Consider the following 20,859-nt stretch of genomic DNA (forward strand, 5'->3'; position numbering starts at 1 on the left):
TTTCGTGGCCATTGCTGAAACAACGTCTACCGCGTCCAAAAGGCCGCGCATCCTTCTGATCGACACGCTACGCGGCCTGGCACTGATCGCCATGGCTTCCTACCATTTCACCTGGGACCTCGGCTTTTTCGGTTATATCGACCCGGAAACCGCAACCCAAGGCGCATGGAAGTTTTATGCGCGCTGTATCGCCAGTTCCTTCCTGTTCCTGGCCGGTTTCAGCCTTGTTCTGGCCCATATCCCCGCCATTCGCTGGCAATCGTTCGCCAAGCGTTTCGGCATGGTGGCCGCTGCAGCACTCGTGATCAGCATCGGTACGTTTTTCGCGACGCCCGGCGAGTGGATCCATTTCGGCATCCTGCACAGTATTGCGCTGACGGGATTGATCGGGCTTGCCTTTCTGCAACTGCCACCGCTGATAACGGCACTGATCGCCATCGCCATTGCCGCGGCGGGTTATGTCAACGGATATGTTTATCCCGGCATCTTCAGCAGCGAATTTTTCGATCCGCGCTACCTCAACTGGACGGGATTTGCTGCGACGCCACCGCGTTCCAATGACTTTGTGCCGCTGTTTCCGTGGCTGGCGGCACCGCTGGCTGGCATCGCTATCGGCCGATGGACGCTGGATCGCGGGTGGCTCAATCGGCTCGCGGCCATGCAGACGAAGCCCAACATTCTGGGACTGGCCGGACAACACAGCCTTGCCTTCTACCTGATCCACCAGCCGGTGCTGATCGGCTTGCTCTACGTATTCTCGACCGTTTACCCCGCCCCGGCGCCTGACCCGATGCAGAGCTACATGAGCACGTGTGAGAGTGGATGTAACGGCACTGGCAGCGATGCCGGCATGTGCCAACGCTTCTGTTCCTGCACGGGCGAGCGCCTGTCACAACAATCGCTGCTGGTGCCGATGAACGAGGGCAAGATCAATCCGCAGACGGATGAGCGCGTTCAGACACTCGCGCAGGAATGCTCGATAAGCGCACAATAAGCCAAACCAGTTCCTGAATTTGATCCATTCCATTCACGACGACCATGTCGCGAACAGAACGTTTTTGATCAAAATTTCCACCGCATCCAAAATATCTCCAAGCTAAATCAATCGCTTGTAAAATGGTTGCAGACGGCTTCGTCTACCCTCCCAAAACCTATGCCCTACAATTCTCGTGTTCCATCGTGGATACACCGGGAGGCGTCCCGGCGAGTTGGAGCCGGCGCAGGGCATGAGGGTGAGACGCAAAACCTCATGTCCTGGGTTCGCGGAACTGGTTCCCCTCCGGCGACACGGGGGAAACGGCAAGGTCATAAAACACCGAACCGTTTCTGAAGCCCGAAAGAGCGCGCCGGGCGTGCCTGTGCGGCACACATGATCGCCAGTCGGCGGCAAATCACCGGGATGGCTTTTGCAGAGGAACCGAAGTCGCGGGCAAAAACCGTCGAACGGGGCACTGAGAGGTGTCAATTACTCACTAAATTACGAGGCAGCTTTCAGTGCCCCGACCACATGCCCCGCAAAACGCGGGTGTTTTTTGAAAATCTCAAGATCGCCAAGCGTTGACTCTGCCTGCTTTTTGAAAAGGCTTCGTCGGCCCATGAAGAAGCTCAGCGCGGAACGACCATCGGTGTTCCGGTGATCGGATCGGGCACCACCATCGCCGACAGGCCAAAACCGATCATCAGATTGTCTTCCGTCAGCACATCCTGCGGCGCGCCCGCCGCGACCATGCCGTTCGGCCCCAGCAGAACCAGCGTGTCATAGAAACGCGCCGCCAGATTGAGATCGTGCAGTACGGTGACGACGGTCACGCCCTGCGCACGGTTGCGCTCACGGATCAGCGAGAGGACCTCGATCTGGTGGGTGAGATCGAGCCATGTCGTTGGCTCATCCAGCAGAAGGCAGGGCGTGTCCTGCGCTAGGACGAGCGCGACCCATGCGCGCTGGCGCTGGCCGCCGGACAGCTGGTCGATCGGCCGTTCCGACATGTCCGTCAGACCGACTTCCTTCAGCGCCCGCGCGACAGCCGCAGCATCCGCCTCGCTCCAGGCGGAAAACAGGCCGCGCCATGGCGTGCGACCACGACGGACGAGATCGGCAACCGTGATGCCTTCCGGCGCCTTCGATGCCTGCGGCAGAATGGCGAGGCGGCGTGCAAGGGCGCGCGTATCCATGGAAAAGATATTGTCGCTTCCGAGCGTGACCTTGCCCTTGCCCGGCGTGATCAGGCGGGCAAGCGCCCGCAGGAGTGTGGACTTGCCGCAGCCATTGGGGCCAAGGATCGCCGTCATCCGGCCAGCCGGGAAATCCAGTGACAGATTGTCGATGACTGTGCGTTCACCGTAACCGATCGTCAGACCTTCGGCCTTCAGCGCATTGTCGTTCTCAAGCATCATCAAATGTCTCCGGCGTCCATTTCGCGCGACAGAAGCCACAGCAGATAGGGCGCTCCAAAAATGCCGGTCATGACACCGGCGGGCAGTTGCAGGCCTGGCACGATGGACCGGGCAGCGAGATCGGCCAGCACGGTGATGATCGCGCCGGCGACGGCCGCTGACAGGATGCGACCACCCGGCTGTTTTGCGCCGGTGATGCGCATGCCGAGCGGCCCGGCCATCAGCGCGATAAAGGGAACGGGCCCGGCGACAGCCACGCCGGTTGCCGCCAGAAGCACGCCGGTACCGGCCAGCTGCAGCCGCGCGCGGTTACTTTTGAGGCCAAGGCCGGTGGCGAGATCATCGCCCAGTTCCAGAAGGCTGAGCGCCCTCACCTGAATAACAAGGATGACGGCCAGCACCGTGCCGCAGCCAAACACCTGGCCCGCATGACCCCAGTCGCGCGCGGCCAGCGAGCCGGTGAGCCAGCGCTGCGCCTCGGCGGCCTGTTCGGGCGGCAGGCGGGTGACGACAAAACTGTTGGCGGCTGCCGTGAGAAAGCCGATGCCGAGGCCGACGAGTATAAGCGTGATCGGCACCTGGCTGCCATCGCGCTTGATGGCCAGAATGGCAACAAGGCAAGCGGCGGCGAGCCCACCGGCGGCGGACAGAAGCGGCATGGGCAAAGACGTGCCCGCCAGTACTCCGCAGACAATGGCAAGTCCCGCACCGGACGTGAACCCCATGACGTCAGGCGCCGCCAGCGGATTGCGCAGCAGGATCTGGAAGATGGCACCCGAGGCACCAAGGGCTGCACCCGCGCCGATGGCGGTAACGACGCCTGGGCCACGCAACACACGCAGCGTGAGCGCGCCCGGCCCCTTGCCGGTGAGAAGCCCGGTCCAGAGGTCTGCGGCAGAGAGCCTGATCTGGCCGATCATCAGCGACAATACGATAGCAATCAGCAGAGCCGCGGCAAGGATGAGGCTGCCGCGAATTCCGGCCATTGTTTTCGCGTTCATGCTGACGCTCCCGCACGCAGACGGCGCGCCATCCAGATGAACATCGGTGCCCCGATCAGCGCGGTCATGGTACCGACCCGGATTTCCGTCGGCGGGATCACGATACGGCCGATCGTATCGGCAAACAGCAGGATCGCTGCACCCAATATGGCCGACGCGATCAATTCACGGCGCAGGACATGGCCGCCGGCCCGGCGGGCAAGACGCGGCACGAGCAAACCGAGAAAGGCGACCGGTCCGGCGACGCCGACGGCCGCACCGGTCAGTGCCGTAACGGCGACAAGCGCGCCGAGCTGTATACGGCCTGGCTTGGTGCCAAGGCCACGCGCGAGCGCCGAGCCCAGCGACAGGGCCTCGATGCGTGGCGCGATGGCGATGGCAAGGCAGGCTCCGAACACGGCGGCGATCGCCATATAGCCGAGCGGGCGCATACCGGCCTGCGCCAGCGAACCGGTGACCCAGAACCGAAACACTTCCAGCGCCTCATTGCGGGCAAGGATGATGGCGGACACGAAGGAGAGCAGCATGGCGCTGAGCGCGACGCCGGCCAGCGTCAGGCGCACCGGACCCGCATCACCTTTCAACCCGCCGCCGAGCGCAAAAACAGCAACTGCGGCAGCGGCCGCACCGGGAAAGGCAAGTGCTGCCATCAGGCCGTTATCAGCACGGCCGGCGATCAGTGAGCCAATGACGACAGCGAAGGCTGCGCCGGCATTGATGCCGAGAATACCGGGATCGGCGAGCGGATTGCGGGTGATCGCCTGCATGATCGTGCCGGCCATGCCGAGTGCCGCACCGGCAATCAGGCCGGCGATCAGGCGCGGCATGCGGACGGACTGAATGGCGATATGGGCGGGATCGTTCGGATCGAAAGCGGAGAGCGCTTGCCAGACCAGCGAAAAACCACCTTCCCGCACACCGACCGTCAAAGTCAGCACTGCCGCAAGGACGAGCGCCAGGACTGCGACCGCCATGGCCCTCACGGCGCCAGTCCTGCCTTGACGCTGGAAGCGACCTTGGTTGCAGGATCACCATCGAGGGCGAGCGTGATATCGCTCTCCATCTCCTTGAGCGCGAAAGGCAAGGACAGAACGCTGCCGAAGGAAAGCGCCCCGGCAATCAGCGATCCGGCCATGACTTCGCGGCCTTCCTTGTGTGCTTTCAAGGTCTTGCGCATGGGGAGTTTGACGATATCCGGCACCGTATCGAACGACGAGATCCAGACCAGGAGATCGGCATCGAGCGCCGACAGGTCTTCCGGCGACAGCGGCGCGTAAAAGCCTTGTGTCGTTTTCGTCTCGGCGAGCTTCGGCGTCAGCTTGAAACCCAGTTCGCCCATGAAGGTCGCACGCGTATCCGAGCCGATGAAGGCGCCGGTCTCACCATTGAAATTGTAGGCGCAGACGCCCGTCTTGCCGGCCCATTCGGGATGACGTTCACGGGCGGCGGCAAAAAGCGCTTTGTTTGCCGCGATCAACTCATTGGCCTTGTCGACGTTGCCCAATGCGCGACCGTACATCTCGGTCTGGATATCCCATCGCGTGCCATAGGAAGGATTGTCGGCGGGTTGCATCAGTACAGGGGCAACCTGCGAGAGCACGTCATATTCGGCTTTGGAAATGCCGGATCCGACACCGACGATCAGATCGGGTTGCAGCGATGCGATGATTTCGATCGACACCTCGCCGGAAATGACAGTGGGTTTTGCATCGCCGAGATAGCTTTCCGCCCAAGGCCAGACGGCATAGGGTCGGGCACCGAACCATTCGCGGATGCCAACCGGCGGTGTGCCGAGCGCAAGCAGGGGATCCTGGGTATTGTAGCCGATGGAGACGACACGCGTTGCCGGCTTTTCGAGGATGGTCGTACCAAAAGCGTGCTCGAAACGGATCTCGCCTGCCTGCGCCAGAGCCGGTGCGGCCAGCGGCGGAAGCGCGAGGCCCGCACCCGCCATTGCCGGGAGAGCCAGACCGCTGCCGAGCCCGCGCAACACCTGCCGACGGCTGACATCCGCCATCTTCGATTTGCGGCTCTGCAGCTCGGATGACACGTCGCTCATAAACAGGTCCCAATATCTCATGTTTTATCCGCTCCTAGCACGGCAAACCGGCCGCGCCGAGACCCGAACCAACAAAAAAGCATTCCACGGCGGGTGGCCGGGGAATGCTTCAGGCTGGATCGGCGGTTTACCAGGTGTAGCGCAGGCTTGCCCGATAGGCGCGGCGGTTGCCGTAGAAAGCCCCGGAATTGACTGCCGTCAGGTATTCCTTGTCGAACAGGTTCTCGACATTGAGTGACAGGGCTACGTTATCCGTCACCATATACTTGGCCGCGAAGTCGAAAACCGTTCTGGAGGGGAGCGTCTCCGTGTTCAGATTGTTTGCCTCTATGCCGGCGACAAGGCGTGCGCCCATGCCCAGCGTCAGATCGCCAAAAGCGTCGTTTCCGGGCACGGTATAGTCTGCCCAGACCGAAGCCATGTGGGTGGGAACCTGTTCCGGACGATTGCCGACGATGGCTGCATTGGCGTCCACCTTGATCTCGGCATCGAGATAGGTATAGGCGGCGATCAGGTTCAGCTGATTGGTCAGCGCCACCTTGGCTTCGAGTTCGAGACCGCGAACGTTGACCTCGCCCACCTGATTCTGGAATGGGGTTCCGGTGATCGACTGGACGAGGTTCGTCTGGGTCAAATCAAACACGGCGACGGTAAACAGTGCGTCCATGCCTGCCGGCTGGTATTTTGCGCCGATCTCGTATTGCGTCCCTTCCTGCGGCTTCGGCTGGCCGAGCAAAGTGCTGCGGTCAACGCTCAAGGGCTGGAAGGATTCCTGATAGCTGGCGTAGAGGGAAAGCTCGTCGGTCGCCTTGTATGTCAGCCCGAGGCGCGAGGTCACGGCTTCGTCGACGGTATGGGTGTTCGACAGTTTGTCGTTGTTGTTGACGAAGTCGTAGCGCGTGCCGGCGGTGATGATCCACTGCTTGTTGAGCGTCAGTTCTTCCTGAAGATAAACGCTCTTTGCTGCCTGGGAACCACGCGAGAACGACTGCGGGACGCCACTGAGATCGACACCCGTATAGACCGGATTGAAGGGATCGATCGGAGCCACCACGCCAATACCGTACTGCGCCACCTGCGATGCGTCATCGTGCGCATAGCTGACGCCGAACAGCGTCTTGCTGTCGACGGCGCCGAAGCTGGCATCATATTGCAGCTGATTATCGATATCGAAACGCTGCACGTTGCTGTCGACGCCATAAGCGGAGCGCGGATCAGTGGCGGTATCACCACCTAGGAAGACCTGCTTGTAGATCAGGCTCAAATCCGTGTAGCGCATGTTCTGACGGAACTCGAGGCCATTGCCGAAATTGTGGCGGAACTCGTAGCCGATGTTCCACTCCTCGGTGTCCATGGCATCGAAGCCCGGCTCGCCGAGATAGGTTTCGGAATCGATCAGGCCACGCAGAGTGGCCGGAATGGATTGGGCGGTCGAGCCGTCGCGCCGCATGTAATTGGTCAGCAGGGTGAAGTCGGTATCGTCGGATGGTGCAAAGGTCAGCGCCGGCGCGATGTAGATGCGGTCGTCATCAAGAAAATCGTAGCCGTAGCTTCCATCCTGTCCCTTGGCAGTCAGGCGGTAGGTCCAGACGCCATCGGCATCGATCGGGCCGCCGAAATCGATGCCGGTTTCGACATGATCCTCGCCGACCGTCGTATAAACCTCGCCGAATTTCACATCCTGCGGGCGCTTGGTGACGACATTGACGATGCCGCCCGGCTCCGACAGGCCGAACAGTGTCGAATTGGCGCCTTTCAGAACCTCCACGCGCTGCACGCCGTATGGCTCCAGCCTGCTGCCCGTGAAGACATTGACACGCATCGGCAAACCATCACGGAAGGTTCGTCCGCTGGAATAGAAGCCGCGGATCTGGAAATAGTCGTAGCGGTTGTCTGAACCGTAGATATCGGAGGAAACGCCAGGGGTGTAAGCAACCGCCTCATCCAGTGTCTTGACACCACGGATATCCATTTCGCGCTGGGTCACGACCGAGACGGAAGCCGGCGCGTCGAGCAGCGGCGTGTCGGTCTTGGAAGACGTGCGTGAGCTTTTTCCGACAATGGTCGCGTCCGGACCGATCGATTTATCTCCGCTTTCGGTCACGGTAATGGTCTGCAGAACGGTTGCGCCGGCCGCGCTGTCGCTCTGCGCGAGCGCTTGCGACGCGATCAGGATAGCTGAGCTGGAAAGCAGGACCGTCAGCGAGCAACGACCGGCGCGCAGGGAGGAGAAGCGGCCAGGGACAATATTCGAACGAGACGCCACGCGGGCTTCCTTTCTTCAGAAAAGCTAATCAAGCCAATAGTTTCGCAAAAATCGCCATCCGAAAATCTTTGCGCTCCAAAAATGGAGTTCTGAAGTCAAGTATCCTTCGTGTTAAGAATGTGTCAAGGAATCGGCGTCTGGTTCCAACATTTTTTCGCCACACTGTTGCCCGGATGCGATCCGGCAGAACAGTGTGGCGTTTGGCAGTTTCAGTGCATTGTTTACGGTTGGGTTGCGGGTGCGATTTCCGTCGGCGACGGGGTCGTTCCACTTGCCGGCGGTGGAGTTGCCTGCGCCGGTGTCGCCGTTTGCTGAACCGGCGATACCTGATCGGTGCCAACCGGTTGCGGTGTCACCTTGCCATCGGCAGCAGCGACACGCCAGACCGTATTGCCGGCATCATCCGCCACCAGCAGCGCGCCCGTACCATCAATGCCCAGACCGACCGGGCGACCGCGCGCCTGTTCGTTTTGCAGGAAACCGGTTACGACATCCTGCGCCTTGCCGGAAGGCATGCCGTTTTCGAAGGGTACATAAACGACCTTGTAGCCATTGAAGGCATTGCGGTTCCAGCTGCCGCGCTGGCCGACAAAGGCGCCCGCCGCGTAAGTGTCCGGCATGGCCGACCCTTGCGTGAAGGCCAGCCCGAGCGCCGCGACATGACTTGAAAGCGCATAGTCCGGCTTGATGGCGCGCTCCACCATATCCGGCCGCGGCGGATAAACGCGGGCATCGACATGGTTGCCGTAATAACTCCACGGCCAGCCGTAAAAGGCGTTTTCCTTCACCGACGTCATGTAGTCCGGCACCAGGTTCGGGCCAAGTTCGTCACGCTCGTTGACGACGGTCCATAGTGCACCGGTTTCGGGGTTGAAGGTCAGGCCGTTCGGATTGCGCAGGCCCGACGCGAAGACACGCGCGGCTCCACTCTGACGGTCAACCTGCCAGATGGCGGCACGCCCCTTTTCGGCTTCCAGGCCGTTTTCAGCAGCGTTGGAATTGGAGCCGACAGATACATAGAGCATGCGGCCATCCGGGCTGAGTGCCAGATCCTTGGTCCAGTGGTGGTTGAGCGGTCCGCCGGGAAGCGGCGTCAGCACCCGTGGTTCGCCGGAAATCTCTGTCTGTCCAAGTTTATACGGGTAGGCGACGATGGCATCGGCGGCAGCGACATAAAGCGTGTCGTCGATCCAGGCGAGACCGAAGGGCGAATGCAGATCCTTCAAAAGGTCATGGCGTTCATCCACAGTTCCGTCGCGATTGGTATCGCGCAGCAGGGTAATGAGATTGCTGGGCGGAGGTGAACCTCCGCCGCCGCTGGCCATCGACATGATAAATCCACGGATATAATCCTTGGGCCGTGAAAGCGGCTTGCCTTCCGGCGCACGGGACTGGACGACAAGCACATCGCCATTCGGCAGTGTATGCAGGGTGCGCGGATTGACGAGATCTTTCGCATAGGCCGTGACCTTCAGTCCCTCAGCCACGGCTGGCGTTTCATTGTCCTTCCAGCCGACAACTTCGGCGACCTTCAGATCCGGCAGCAACAGTGAAATCGGTTCCGGAAGAACAGGATCGGGACCGACCTGCTGGGACAGATCGAAATTATCATTGCTGTCGCTGCAGGCGGAAAGTGCGAGACCCAACGAGGCGGACAGAAAGACGGTATAAGCGAGACGCTTCTTCATGGGTCAGATCCTCCAGGCCAGGCGAGCATATTTGCGAGAAGACAGCGCCGCCGTGAAAAGCATCAGCACGAAGGTGACCGCCGAGGTGGCGAGGCCATAAGGTACGATCGCCGTCCAGCCATCGCCGGCGTGCAGAAGGCTGTTGAAGATCGCCAGCGCCAGAATGACGAGATAAAGAAGGATGACAAGGAGGCCCGGACGCAACGGCCTTGTTCGCGGCCTCACCAGATCGAGCAATCCGGCCAGTAATCCGACCGCGCCGCCGACCAGACCTGCAAACAAAAGCCACGCGGAAAAATTCGTCCACATCAGGTTGGCCGTCTGCCAATAGGCAAGATCAGTCAACAATGCCAGCGTGAAGCAGACAAAGGGAAAAGGAATGAAAACCGCCTGATACGGGTAAGCGGCGGAATCTCGGGCGGACGGCGATGTGCTCATCAAGGGCTCCCGGGTGAACGAGCGTCAGATGAGCAGGCAACAGTTGGGAACACCGATTTGTTCCACCGGTATCGAGGTAATGGAAGGTGGCGTCAGATCGCCACCTGCTCTCCCAGTTCGACGACACGGTTGGGCGGAAGCTTGAAATAGGCTGAGGGGTCGATGCTGAAATCGGCAAGACCGATGTAAAGGTGCTCCTGCCAGCCTGCGAGGCCGGTGTTTGGCGTACTGATCAGGTTGCGCCGGCCGAGATAAAACGAGGTCTGCATGATCTCGAACTTGAAGCCCTTTTTCTTGCAGAGCGTCAGCGCCTTCGTCACGTTCGGCTCATCCATGAATCCGAACGTGATGTCGAGGCGGAGAAAACGCTTCGAAAGCCGTGTCATCTCGACCCGCTCGCTGTCAGGCACATAGGGCTTGTCCTGAGTCCAGACGGTAAGAATGACGTTCTGGTCGTGCAGGACGTGATTGTGCTTGATGTTGTGCAGAAGCACGCCCGGAGTGCGATCCGGCACACTTGTGAGAAACACCGCCGTGCCAGGTACGGTGACCGGCGCATGGTCGCTTTCACGGTCGATCGAGCTTTCCACCGACTTGATGAACGTTTCGAGCGGAATGTCGTTTCGCGCGGTCTTCTCTTTCAGATATTTCGAACCCTTGGTCCATGTCCACATGACCATCATGATGGCCAGCGCCAAGACGACCGGCACCCAGCCGCCATCATGGATTTTCAAAAGATTGGCAGCAAGGAAGACCGCTTCGATGATGAGCAGCGGCAAGAGCAGAGCCGCGGCGACGAAGGCCGAATAACCACGCACCGAGCGCAGGAACTGGAACGACATCAGCGTCGTCACCACCATCGCGCCAGTAACGGAAATTCCGTAGGCCGTGGCGAGCGATTCCGAATCGCCGAACGAAAAGATCAGAACGATGACGCCGATGAACAGGATGGCGTTGACAGCCGGAACATAGATCTGCCCGGTATTGGTTTCCGAGGTGAACTTGATGGCGAGACGCGGCAGGAAGCCCAGGTGAACGGCCTGACGAGCCAGCGAAAAGGCACCGGTGATGACCGCCTGACTAGCAATGATGGTCGCCATGGTGGCGAGAATGACGACTGGCAGCAGCGCCCATTCGGGATAAAGCAGATAGAACGGATTGGCGATGGTTTCGGGATTGGTGAGCACCAGCGCGCCCTGTCCGAGATAATTCAGCGCCAATGCCGGAAATACGAGGATGAACCAGGCGGTCTGGATCGGCTTGCGACCAAAATGGCCGAGGTCGGCATAAAGCGCCTCAGCCCCGGTCACCGTCAGAAACACTGCGCCGAGAATGATCAGTCCGACGGTGCCGGCATGGGTAATGAACCACAAGGCGTTGAGCGGATTGAGCGCTTCGAGAATCGTCCAGTCATCGCTGATATGGATGACGCCGCCCCAAGCCATGACGATGAACCAGAGAACAGTGATTGGCCCGAAAAAATTGGAAACGGCCGCCGTTCCCTTGGACTGGATGGCGAAAACACCGACCATGATGGCAGCCGACATCGGCAGCACGTAGTCGGAAAAAGCGGGCGTGACGAGCTTGAGACCTTCCAGCGCCGACATGACCGACAGCGCCGGGGTGATCATGGCGTCGCCGATGAACAGCGCCGAGCCGATGAGACCCGCAAAAAACAGCACCGGCATATAGCTGCCGGTCTTTTTCATCAGCAGTGCCAGCAGGGACAATGTGCCGCCTTCGCCGTCGTTATCGGCGCGCAGCAGGAAAAGAACGTATTTGAAGGTGACAAGGATGGTGAGCGTCCACACCATCAGCGAGATCATGCCGATGACTTCATCATGATGCACGGTGCCATTCTTGGCGAACGGGCGCAGTGCTTCGCGAAACGCATAAAGCGGGCTCGTGCCGATGTCCCCGTAGACCACGCCGATAGACCCGAGCAGGAGGACGAGGAACTTGCGGGTTTCCGACGTCGCCTGCGGGGCGGCAGTATGTGAGGCAGTCATAAGGTCTCCAGGCGCTCGGCCTTCGTTGCGAGATGAAGGCGAATATGGGGCATCAGTGACGCGATGGCAAACCACCACGCCTTCAACTTTGCTCCTATCGCCAGACATTTCGCGCCCACGCGATGACATTTATCATGAACATCAAAAAGCATGGGAAAAGCTGGTTGTTGTTGAAATTGGAAAAAATGGTGCCGCTTACGTGACTCGAACACGTGACCCCGTCATTACGAATGACGTGCTCTACCAACTGAGCTAAAGCGGCCCCCGCCTGCCGGGCGCACCCGGTTGCGATGTGAAGGGGCTGATACAGGCAAAGAGAAAGGATTTCAAGATGCGATTTTTGCGAGGGCACTCATTTCCGACAGAGTGATATCCACAGCCAGGACTGAAGCCGCGCGACTTCCATCTTTTGCGTTCAAACCTGCCACGCAAATGCCGCGAGCGAATGCATTCTGCCGACAGTGGCCGTGACCTTATTCACCGCATAGCGGCGTGCACCGCTTGCAGTTCATTGTCTAAAAGTCTACCGAAAGAGCAATATGAGCGGACGTATCGATATCAGGGCCCGGCAGTGAGCGGTTTGGAAAAAGCCATCAGGAACGCGCTCGCGCAATCCGAACGAAACAATGCGGATATCCGGGCGCGCATCTACCATTCCGCCCGACAGGCGCTGGAAGCGGGACTGCGCAAGCAGGATGTGACCGATCCCGACCTCGTCGACGCGCAGCGGCAACGGCTTGAATCCAAGATTCGCGAGATCGAGTTCGAGGAACGCCAGCGTCTGGCCATCGAGCGCGCCCAGGCGCCCGCCATCCCGCCGGCCAATCAACCCGATCGCCAGCCTGCGAGCCAGCCAGTCAGCGCGGCACCCGTACCAGGTGCACCGACGACGGCACCAGCAGCAAACCCGGGTCCGGTGGCAAACGGCGACCATGCCGAAATGCGCACGCCGCCTGCGACAGCTTATGGCTCGGCATCCGATTCGTCTTTGGACGAGCTTTCAGCGTTCGTGGGTGGCAACAGGCGGAACAACCAAACCGCTTCGCCTACCGATGCGGGCAGCCTTGGCGATCTGGGCGTATCTCGTCGCGGCGGCAGTGAGCAGCCGGCAGAACTGCGTCCTCGGCGTGAAATTGAGGCGGAAAAGCCAGCCAAACGCAGCTGGTGGCAAGGCAAAAGCAAGACACCCGCAGCCAAACCGGTAGCGCTGCCGCAGACGCCGAAAGCGGCGCATCTGGACGTGGCCGCTGGAAAGGAAGGACGACCACGCAAGCGTCGGCGCTGGATTTCCAGTCTGGTCGTGCCGCTCATCGTGCTCGGTGCGGCCGGTTGGGGCCTTTGGTGGGCTGGCAACAATGGCCTGATCGTCATGCCGGACTTCAACAACACGCCGGTTAGCAATGGTGGCAGCAACAGCCAGGCACCGGCAGGTTTCGAGCCGGGCCGTGGTTTTTCCGAGGAATGGGCGGAAGTTTTCATTCCGAAAGACACGCAAGGTATCGTGCCCGCGAGCAATGCCAGTGTGGAAGCTGTCCACGCATCAGGCGGCCAGGCGGTGCGTGTAACTTCGCAGACACCCGGCCCCGACGGCGAGGTCGCAATCGAGGTGCCTGCGGCAATTCTCCGGGAGATGGCCGGCAAGACTTCGACGGTCGCAGTCACGTTGCAGACAGCAGGCGATCGTTCCGTCGAAGTGGCCGTGCGTTGTGATTTCGGCAGTCTGGGCGGCTGTTCCCGACATCGTTTCAAGGCGACGCAGGAAAAGACCGACGCGCTGTTCAGAGTGAATTTCGATCGCTCGCTCGCCCCCAACACGCCCGGCCGCATCTATCTCAATAGCGATGTTCTCGGCGGCAAAATGCCGATCTATATCTTTTCGATGCGTATCCTGCCCGGCCAATAAGTATGGCTGGTGTCGGAGGCGGCTTCCGCCTCCGACATATTGTCTCAGAAACGTGTCGACATGCGTGCGCGGGCACCAACACTGACACCTCCCTCACCTTCGATATCGAAGAGAAGTGCGAAGTCGAACATCCATGCCGTTTCGGTCTGCAGTGAGGCACCGGCCGTGACTGTGGCAAACGTTCCTTCGCCATCAAGCCCGGCGAAACCGACCGTGCCTCCCAGACGCGGCGTCAATACCATGCCGTTGCTGAGCACGATCCGGCGCTCGATTTCCGCACCTATGCTGGCCCTCAACTGCTCCATGGAAAAGCCTTCCAGCAGAAGTCTGTCGCCCGCATCGTTGCTGACGGCATAGTCCTTCACCGTCTCGGTTAGATAGACTGCCCGCAATTTCGGCGTAACAACCATCGCTTGGTCGAGATACCACTCACCCTTTAGGGAGCCATCCCACATCCAGCGGGTCGTATCGAACTTGCCGTCGAAGAACGGTGTATCAATATCGTTCCAGGAGCCGCCATAAAGCAAGCTCGTGTCGAAAAACACGCCCTTGGCAATTTCCATCGACACATAAGGACCGGCAAACCAGCCATTGCCCGTCAGTTCTGCATCTTCGTCGGCGGGATCGGTCATCCTGTCGAAATGGGCGGAAACACCGATCAGAGCTCGATCGCTGAGAAGATAGTCCATGCCGACCGACAGAAGCGCAAAACTGCCCCAGCGATCATCTTCCTTGTCATTGTTCCCGCGGCCATTGGCGCGGATGGCGCCATCCAGCCAGATATTGAACCGGCGAGGCTCGGCAGCCTCCAGTCCATCGGAACGATCCCGTGCTGCTTCCATTTGCGCCAGACTGGTCGAGAATGCGGCACGCATGCCATCCTCCTGGGGCGACATGCGCAGGGTGACAGGATCACGGGCATTTTCCATGCGCCGCCGTTCAAGAAGACCGGGAACCCTTATCGTCGATGACAGCAGGCTTTGCCGCGTTCGCACGAAATCATGGACGAGTTCATCGATATCGTCCGCCACCATGGTGGCGTTGAAATTGAGATTGTAGGCGACGGTTCCAACATTGGAGGCGCCGAAGGCGCTAATCAGCTGATAACCGACGACAGCCCTACCCGAAAAAGCGGGGTTAGGTGTGAAGCGCAGGTAAAAACCGCTCGGAGCGACCGGGCCCGCCTGAGCCAGTTCGCCGCGGATAATTTCCGCGGTACCGGCTGAAGGCGGCAAGACGGTGCCAAGAATGGCATCGACGAAAGGCCCGCCTGTTGCGCCGGAATTCAGATACACATTGGGCGGTGTACCACCGACGGGAACCGTCACCTCCTTGTTGTCAACGCTGACGGATCTCGGCTGAACCTGCAGTGTGAAGCTGGCCGAGCCTGTTACACCCGCGGCATCACTTACGCCGATTGTGAAACTATAGGCACCGGGCGCCGCTTCGGTGGACAGCGGGCCATTAAGATCACCGTTGGAAACATTCAGCACCAGGCCGGGCGGCAGACTGCCACCATCAAGACGGTATATCAGCGGAGCAGTGCCACCGTTCGCGGAAATATCCTGACTATACGCCTCTCCCACCATGGCCTGCGGTAATGCGCCGCCGGCCGGAGAGAAAACGAAGGTGCCGGCGCCTGCATTGACCGTGAGTTCGTAAGTAGCCATCGCAATAGCACCGGCCGTGTCGGTTGCCGTCACCTCAAGCGAATAGCTGCCTGTGGCCGTCGGCGTACCATTGATGGCGCCACCGGTCGTCATGACGAGACCGGGTGGCAGGCCGGCAGCGGCAAAACTTGCGGTCCCGCTGCCCCCTGTCACGGTGATGCCGGTGTAGGAATAGGCCAGCCCGGTTGTCGCCGGCGGCAGGCCGCTGGCGGTGGGAGGTGACAGAACAAGCGCGGCAGCCAGAACACGCATGGAATAGGCAACCGTCCCGGTCGCGCCGCCGGCATCGGTGGCAGTCACAGACAAGCTGTAACTGCCGGCTGCCGTGGGCATGCCCGCGATCATGTTGCTGCCCGGCGCAATCGCGAGGCCCGGCGGCAGGCTGCCGCTGCTCACGGCAAAATCGTAGGGCGCCGTGCCCCCGGAGGCGCTGAACATCTGAGCATAGGCGTCTCCGACCGTTCCATCCGGTAGTGAGCCAGCTGTCGGAGCCAGCGTGATGATGGGATTGGTTACGATGATGGAGACCGTAGCAGGCGCGGACGTGCCCGAAATATTGCTGGCCGTGTAAGCAAAACTATCAGTGCCGACAAAACCTGATGACGGTGTGTAAGTGATAGCCGTTCCCGCAACCGAAAAGGTTCCATTTGACGGTGCCGTGGTAACTGCAACGGAGGTGGCCGTCCCACCGGTTATATTGAGCGCAATCGGGTTGTCGGCAGATCCACGCACAACATTTGCCGTCACAGGATTGGCGACTGGCGACTGTTCGGCGATATCAAGCGCATAGACACTGCTGCCCGTTGCGCCATAAAAATCTGTCGCGGTTACCGTAAAGTTACTCACCCCTGCGGTGGTCGGCGTGCCGGCAAGTGCACCGGTGGAAAGATCAAGCACCAAACCGGCCGGCAATGTGCCGCCTGTCACCACATAGGAATAGGGCGCGGTTCCAGCGGATGCGACAAAAGGCTGGTTATAGAAACTGCCCACCTTACCGAGGGGAAGAGCCCCGGTCACAGGAGAAAGGGAGAGTGTCGGCGCGCTGACTGTGACTGTGACTGTGGCGGGTGCAGACGTGCCGGACGAGTTTGTGGCGGTATAGGTAAACGTGTCACTGCCGGAATAACCGGCCGTTGGCTCATAGGTGATGGCGGTACCAGCGGCCGTTGCTGTGCCATGGGAAGCCGTGTCGAACACGGCGACAGAGGATGCCACACCGCCGGACAGGGCAAGCGGAACGGCTGTCGCGCTCGAATTGGCCGCAATGCTGAACGGCAAATCCGATGCCAGCGGCAGCGGCAGAACCACTTCAAGCGTATAGCTGACAGCACCGAAAGCGGAGACGCTATCGGTCGCAGTGATGGTGAAGGAGGACGTCCCAAGCACGGTCGGTGTGCCGGACAGAAGACCACCCGTCGACAGATTGAGACCAGCAGGCAACGCGCCCGTGGTGACTGCATAGGAATAGCTGCCATTGCCACCAGAGGCCGTGATTTGTTGCGAATAGGCACTGTTGAGCGTGGCAAAAGGCAAGCTGCCGGTTGCCGGTGAAAAAACGAATGTCGGGACTGCCACCGTCACCGATACGGTGGCAGGCGCCGAGATGCCGGCGCTATTGGTCGCGGTATACGTAAAACTGTCCGGACCGAAATAGGCCGCGTCGGGTGTATAGGTAATCGATGTTCCGCTCGCTGTGGCCGTGCCATTCGTCGCCTGCATATCCACGGCGACCGATGCAGCGACGCCACCCGTGATGTTGAGTGCTACGAGATTGTTGGTCGAGCCGATGGCAACCGTGGCGGAGGCAGGATTGGCGACCGGCTTCTGTTCGTTGATTGTCAGCGTATAGCTGGCCGTGCCCTTTGCACCATAAATATCCGTTGCCGTGACCTGGAAAGTGCTCGAACCTGCTGCAGTCGGCGTTCCGCTCAGAACGCCCGCAGGCGAAAGTGTCAAGCCGGATGGCAGAGCGCCGCCTGAAATCATGAAGGAATAAGCGTCCGTGCCGCCTGTTGCGGTGAAGGACTGATTGTAGAAGATGCCGTTGACACCGCTCGGCAAGGCACCCGTAACCGGATTGAGAACCAGCACCGGTGCCGTCACGGTAATGGTCACGGTGGCGGGGTCGGATGTTCCGCCGGCATTGATGGCCCTGTATGTAAAGCTGTCGGAACCCGAATAACCCGCCGTCGGTGCATAGGTGATCGACGTACCGGATGCCACGGCATTGCCATGGGCGCCATTGGTTTCCACGGCAACGCCCGTCAACGCGGTACCGGTGATATCCAGCGTTATGCCGTTGTTCACACTGTTTGCGGCTACTGTGGCAACGGAGGGATTGGCGACCGGTGCGGCGAGATATGTGAACTGGATGGCGGTACCGCTGGTTCCCCCCAAAGTCGTGACAGCAACACCCACTGCTCCGGCGGTACCTGCTGGGGATTGCGCCGTAATCGTATCGGCATCGACGACGACGACATTACTGGCTGGCGCCGAACCGAATGCGACCGTGGCACCGGAAGTGAACCCGGTGCCGGAAATCGTAACCGGCGTACCAGCTGCCAAGGGTCCTGATGCAGGCATGATTGAAGTGACGGTCGGAACGGCGAGATAGGTATAGGCACCTGCGCCGGTAATACTGGCGCCTCCGGCAGTCGTGACCACGACATCGACAGGTGCCGCAATGCTACCGGCCGGTACGGTCACGGTCATCTGCGTGTCGCTGTTGGCTGTCACCGTGCCCGGCGCCCCCGCAAACGTCACCGAAACGGGATCGGAGAGCCCGGAGCCAGTTATGACAACACTATTATTGCCGGCCAATGGCCCGGTTGACGGAGAAATGCCTGAGATGACCGGCACGCCACGATAGATATAGGAACCGGCCGGGACGCTTCCGCCCGGTGTTTTGACGACGATGGGAACCGCCCCCGCTGCGTGCGGCGGCGCCGTGATTGTGATCTGGTTTGCGGTATTGACCGTGACAGGGACAGTTGTCCCGTCAAAGGTCACCAACGCGTCTGACAGATTGGTGCCGGCAATGGTGACATTGTTTCCGCCGCCAACCGACCCCTCTGTCGGCGTAACATTGGTGACTTCAGGCGCTGTGACATAGGTGTATGAGCTACCGCCACCGGTTCCACCGAGCGCCGTGACGGTAACGCTGACTGAGCCGGCCATGCCGGCCGGCACTTGCGCTTCGATCTCGTTGGCATCAGTGACAGTATAGACGGTTACCGCACTGGTGCCGAATTGCACGCCGGTGACATCGATGAAATTGTTGCCGCTAATGGTAATGTCCTCGCCGCCATCCAATGGCCCCCGCGCGGGCGTCAGCGACGAAACGACAGGCGACCCGACATAGGTGAATATCGAGGCAGCGCCCGCCGTGCTGGTGCCGCCGACAGTGGTCACGGTCACAGGGACATTGCCGGCGGATCCGGCCGGTGCCACGGCCGTGATCTGCGTATCGCTGTTGACCTGATAGCTGGCTGCCCCCGTAGAGCCGAAAGATACGCCGTTAGGCCCCGTGGCGCCGGTGAACGCCGTACCGGTGATAACGACGGACACATTGCCTGTCGTCGATGACCTGGCGGGTGAAACCGATGTCACCGCAGGCAAAGCGATATAGGTGTAGGATCCGGCCGGCGATTGTCCTCCGCCGGTTCGCGCCACCGAAACGCTGGTTGCACCTGCAGCACCGGGCGGAACACGCACTGAAATCTGGTTGGGGCTGACGAGTGTAAAGTCCGTCGTCACATTTCCGCCGAACGCAACGGTTTCAACGGCGGCCATGCCTGACCCGGTAATCGTGACGGTGTTCCCACCGAGCACAGACCCTGTCGCGGGGGACAGGGATGAAACAGAAGTCACGCCCCCAAAGCAGATCAATCTGACACGCACCGAACCCGTGGCGATCGTTGGTCCACTACTGAAACCACCAAAAGCATAAAATTCGTAATCTGCGCCTGATGGAAGCTCAAAGATGCCCGATATGTTGATGTCGGCACCAATCGCCCTGACGTATGTGTCACCTATGTTGCTGTTGTAAAATTGCGTACCGGCGGGTGTCGGATAGGACGGGTCCAGTTCCTCTGGTGAACTGCCGAAAGTCTGCACGTCATAGCGCATCGCCTCGTTAGGGTCGAAACCGGTCGCCTCGTATTCGTCATCCTCATCCGGTCCAAACGTCTGCCAATTTCCCCAAGAAGCAGTCAAAGCATCGCATGCCGCCGATGCCCGCGCTGCCTGGGCGCCCGCGAGCAGCATGATCAACATACATAGCGCCGTCATCACGCGGCTCAGCCACGTTCCCATGGCGTTTTGCCCCTGCACTTCACGGTCATGTCGCTGCATATGTTACCCTGTCGCTGGCGAGGCATCACCACCTCAACACAACCCAAGGTATAATAATCCTATGCGCGCATAAATACGCTCGACATCCATTGGTTACATTATTTTTTCCTTATATCTTTATTGCAACAGTCACCGGCGGAAGGCCTGAACTGCTTCCGCCGGAACGTGTCACGGTCGTGGGGGGAAAAGCCCATTTACGAGGATGCATTGCGTCAGGCCCAGTCCCGGCGACTGTGTCACCAAGGGCACCGGGCCGCCAGTGTTGGGGCCTACTGCCACCGTGCCACCCGTAATGCCGGAATTGACACTGAACGTGATTTCGGGATGACCGGGCGTGCCGGTGAGGTTGGTTGATACACCACCGAGAGGGACGGCATCAGCGGTCGAGGTCGAGGGGACATAGATGTTGGCGCCTCCGCCGCCACTGCCGCCATTGCCAAGAAACGCGCCCGAGGTGATGGTACCCGCACCATTCGCCATCTTGCCCGCAAAACTGGCGTTCACGGCCAGATCGCCTGTCTTGGCGGGGATGGTGACCGTTTGCGAAGCGCCGCCTCCGGTGCCGGTGAAGGTGGCGGGATGCGTGTGCGGCGGCAGATTTTGTGGAACGAGCGTAACGGCCGATTGGCCAAATACCTGTCCAAGCGCGACCGGATCAAGGCCCGGTCCCTGGCCGCTGCCAACCACGCTGCGCGATTGCAGGTTCGGCAAACCGAAAGTGGTGCTGCCATTGCCGCCATAGGTGGTGCCGAGCAAGGCGAATAGCGCGGTATTTGTATTGACTGCCAGAATGGCACCATTGGCCGGAAGGAAATCGCGCGGGCAGTAACTGGATGCAAAAGTGCAGACGGAGCCGATATAGCTTTCAGGACCACATGCCATCGCCTGGCGAGGGCTGGCAACGACCGCTGCCCCGGCGCCAAGGACGCTGACGGTTATGGCCAGTGCATTCAATCCCGCCAGCGATCGGTGGGTCGTCAAGGTTGAGAACCGCATGTCTTCTCCTCTTATGCCGCCATAGCAGCGGGCGATGTGCCCTGCCTCGGTCAGCGCAAGCGGAATGTACATCAGCTACCCA

12 protein-coding genes and 1 tRNA gene are annotated in these 20,859 nt (G+C 60.2%); 2 read left to right on the plus strand and 11 right to left on the minus strand.

Annotation, left to right across the window (positions count from 1 at the left end; translation table 11 throughout):
- The first annotated feature begins 4 nt into the window (after positions 1 to 4).
- Entirely contained in the window at positions 5 to 994 is a 990-nt protein-coding gene (locus GAO09_RS00935) for a heparan-alpha-glucosaminide N-acetyltransferase (protein ID WP_324184732.1), read from the plus strand.
- Positions 995 to 1,605: 611 nt separating this feature from the next.
- Here the strand turns inward: GAO09_RS00935 and GAO09_RS00940 are convergent.
- The 9 genes from GAO09_RS00940 to GAO09_RS00980 form a co-directional block, all read right to left on the minus strand.
- Positions 1,606 to 2,394 (minus strand): ABC transporter ATP-binding protein, encoded by a 789-nt coding sequence (locus GAO09_RS00940; protein WP_324184939.1) that lies wholly within the window; start codon positions 2,392 to 2,394, stop codon positions 1,606 to 1,608.
- Positions 2,394 to 3,395: a FecCD family ABC transporter permease gene (locus GAO09_RS00945; RefSeq protein WP_153352197.1), complete on the minus strand. Its 1,002-nt coding sequence runs from the start codon at positions 3,393 to 3,395 to the stop codon at positions 2,394 to 2,396. The genes GAO09_RS00940 and GAO09_RS00945 overlap by 1 nt, the downstream gene beginning before the upstream one ends.
- Positions 3,392 to 4,369, minus strand: a complete 978-nt coding sequence (locus GAO09_RS00950; protein ID WP_153352198.1) for a FecCD family ABC transporter permease — start codon at positions 4,367 to 4,369, stop codon at positions 3,392 to 3,394. The genes GAO09_RS00945 and GAO09_RS00950 overlap by 4 nt, the downstream gene beginning before the upstream one ends.
- A gap of 5 nt (positions 4,370 to 4,374) precedes the next feature.
- Positions 4,375 to 5,454 carry an ABC transporter substrate-binding protein gene (locus GAO09_RS00955; RefSeq protein ID WP_153352199.1) on the minus strand — a complete coding sequence of 360 codons (1,080 nt, stop codon included), beginning with the start codon at positions 5,452 to 5,454 and terminating at the stop codon, positions 4,375 to 4,377.
- A gap of 127 nt (positions 5,455 to 5,581) precedes the next feature.
- Positions 5,582 to 7,720: a TonB-dependent siderophore receptor gene (locus GAO09_RS00960; protein ID WP_324184940.1), complete on the minus strand. Its 2,139-nt coding sequence runs from the start codon at positions 7,718 to 7,720 to the stop codon at positions 5,582 to 5,584.
- Between the two features lie 221 nt (positions 7,721 to 7,941).
- A complete protein-coding gene (locus tag GAO09_RS00965; protein WP_153352200.1) occupies positions 7,942 to 9,408 on the minus strand; it encodes a PQQ-dependent sugar dehydrogenase in 1,467 nt (488 codons plus the stop codon).
- Positions 9,409 to 9,411: 3 nt separating this feature from the next.
- Entirely contained in the window at positions 9,412 to 9,846 is a 435-nt protein-coding gene (locus tag GAO09_RS00970; protein ID WP_153352201.1) for a DUF2231 domain-containing protein, read from the minus strand.
- Between the two features lie 92 nt (positions 9,847 to 9,938).
- Positions 9,939 to 11,855, minus strand: coding sequence for a potassium transporter Kup (locus GAO09_RS00975; protein WP_153352202.1), 1,917 nt, complete (start codon positions 11,853 to 11,855; stop codon positions 9,939 to 9,941).
- A gap of 186 nt (positions 11,856 to 12,041) precedes the next feature.
- Positions 12,042 to 12,117: transfer RNA gene (locus tag GAO09_RS00980), tRNA-Thr, on the minus strand.
- A 309-nt stretch (positions 12,118 to 12,426) separates the two neighbouring features.
- Here GAO09_RS00980 and GAO09_RS29495 point away from each other — a divergent pair.
- Positions 12,427 to 13,758, plus strand: coding sequence for a hypothetical protein (locus tag GAO09_RS29495; RefSeq protein WP_209018563.1), 1,332 nt, complete (start codon positions 12,427 to 12,429; stop codon positions 13,756 to 13,758).
- A gap of 44 nt (positions 13,759 to 13,802) precedes the next feature.
- Here the strand turns inward: GAO09_RS29495 and GAO09_RS00990 are convergent, their stop codons facing one another.
- Both GAO09_RS00990 and GAO09_RS00995 read right to left on the minus strand, forming a co-directional pair.
- Positions 13,803 to 19,781, minus strand: coding sequence for an IPT/TIG domain-containing protein (locus tag GAO09_RS00990; RefSeq protein WP_153352203.1), 5,979 nt, complete (start codon positions 19,779 to 19,781; stop codon positions 13,803 to 13,805).
- Positions 19,782 to 19,949: 168 nt separating this feature from the next.
- Positions 19,950 to 20,849, minus strand: a complete 900-nt coding sequence (locus GAO09_RS00995; RefSeq protein ID WP_153352204.1) for a phage tail protein — start codon at positions 20,847 to 20,849, stop codon at positions 19,950 to 19,952.
- Positions 20,850 to 20,859 lie beyond the last annotated feature (10 nt).

It is taken from the genome of Endobacterium cereale, from assembly GCF_009617585.1.
Taxonomy (GTDB): Bacteria; Pseudomonadota; Alphaproteobacteria; order Rhizobiales; family Rhizobiaceae; genus Neorhizobium; species Neorhizobium cereale.

Excerpts from the sequence above, each read along its gene's own strand:
- GAO09_RS00940 (WP_324184939.1), bottom strand. The coding sequence starts at position 2,394 with ATGATGCTTGAGAACGACAATGCGCTGAAGGCCGAAGGTCTGACGATC.
- GAO09_RS00945 (WP_153352197.1), bottom strand. The coding sequence starts at position 3,395 with ATGAACGCGAAAACAATGGCCGGAATTCGCGGCAGCCTCATCCTTGCC.
- GAO09_RS00950 (WP_153352198.1), bottom strand. The coding sequence starts at position 4,369 with ATGGCGGTCGCAGTCCTGGCGCTCGTCCTTGCGGCAGTGCTGACTTTG.
- GAO09_RS00955 (WP_153352199.1), bottom strand. The coding sequence starts at position 5,454 with ATGAGCGACGTGTCATCCGAGCTGCAGAGCCGCAAATCGAAGATGGCG.
- GAO09_RS00965 (WP_153352200.1), bottom strand. The coding sequence starts at position 9,408 with ATGAAGAAGCGTCTCGCTTATACCGTCTTTCTGTCCGCCTCGTTGGGT.
- GAO09_RS00970 (WP_153352201.1), bottom strand. The coding sequence starts at position 9,846 with ATGAGCACATCGCCGTCCGCCCGAGATTCCGCCGCTTACCCGTATCAG.
- GAO09_RS00975 (WP_153352202.1), bottom strand. The coding sequence starts at position 11,855 with ATGACTGCCTCACATACTGCCGCCCCGCAGGCGACGTCGGAAACCCGC.
- GAO09_RS00990 (WP_153352203.1), bottom strand. The coding sequence starts at position 19,781 with ATGCAGCGACATGACCGTGAAGTGCAGGGGCAAAACGCCATGGGAACG.
- GAO09_RS00995 (WP_153352204.1), bottom strand. The coding sequence starts at position 20,849 with ATGTACATTCCGCTTGCGCTGACCGAGGCAGGGCACATCGCCCGCTGC.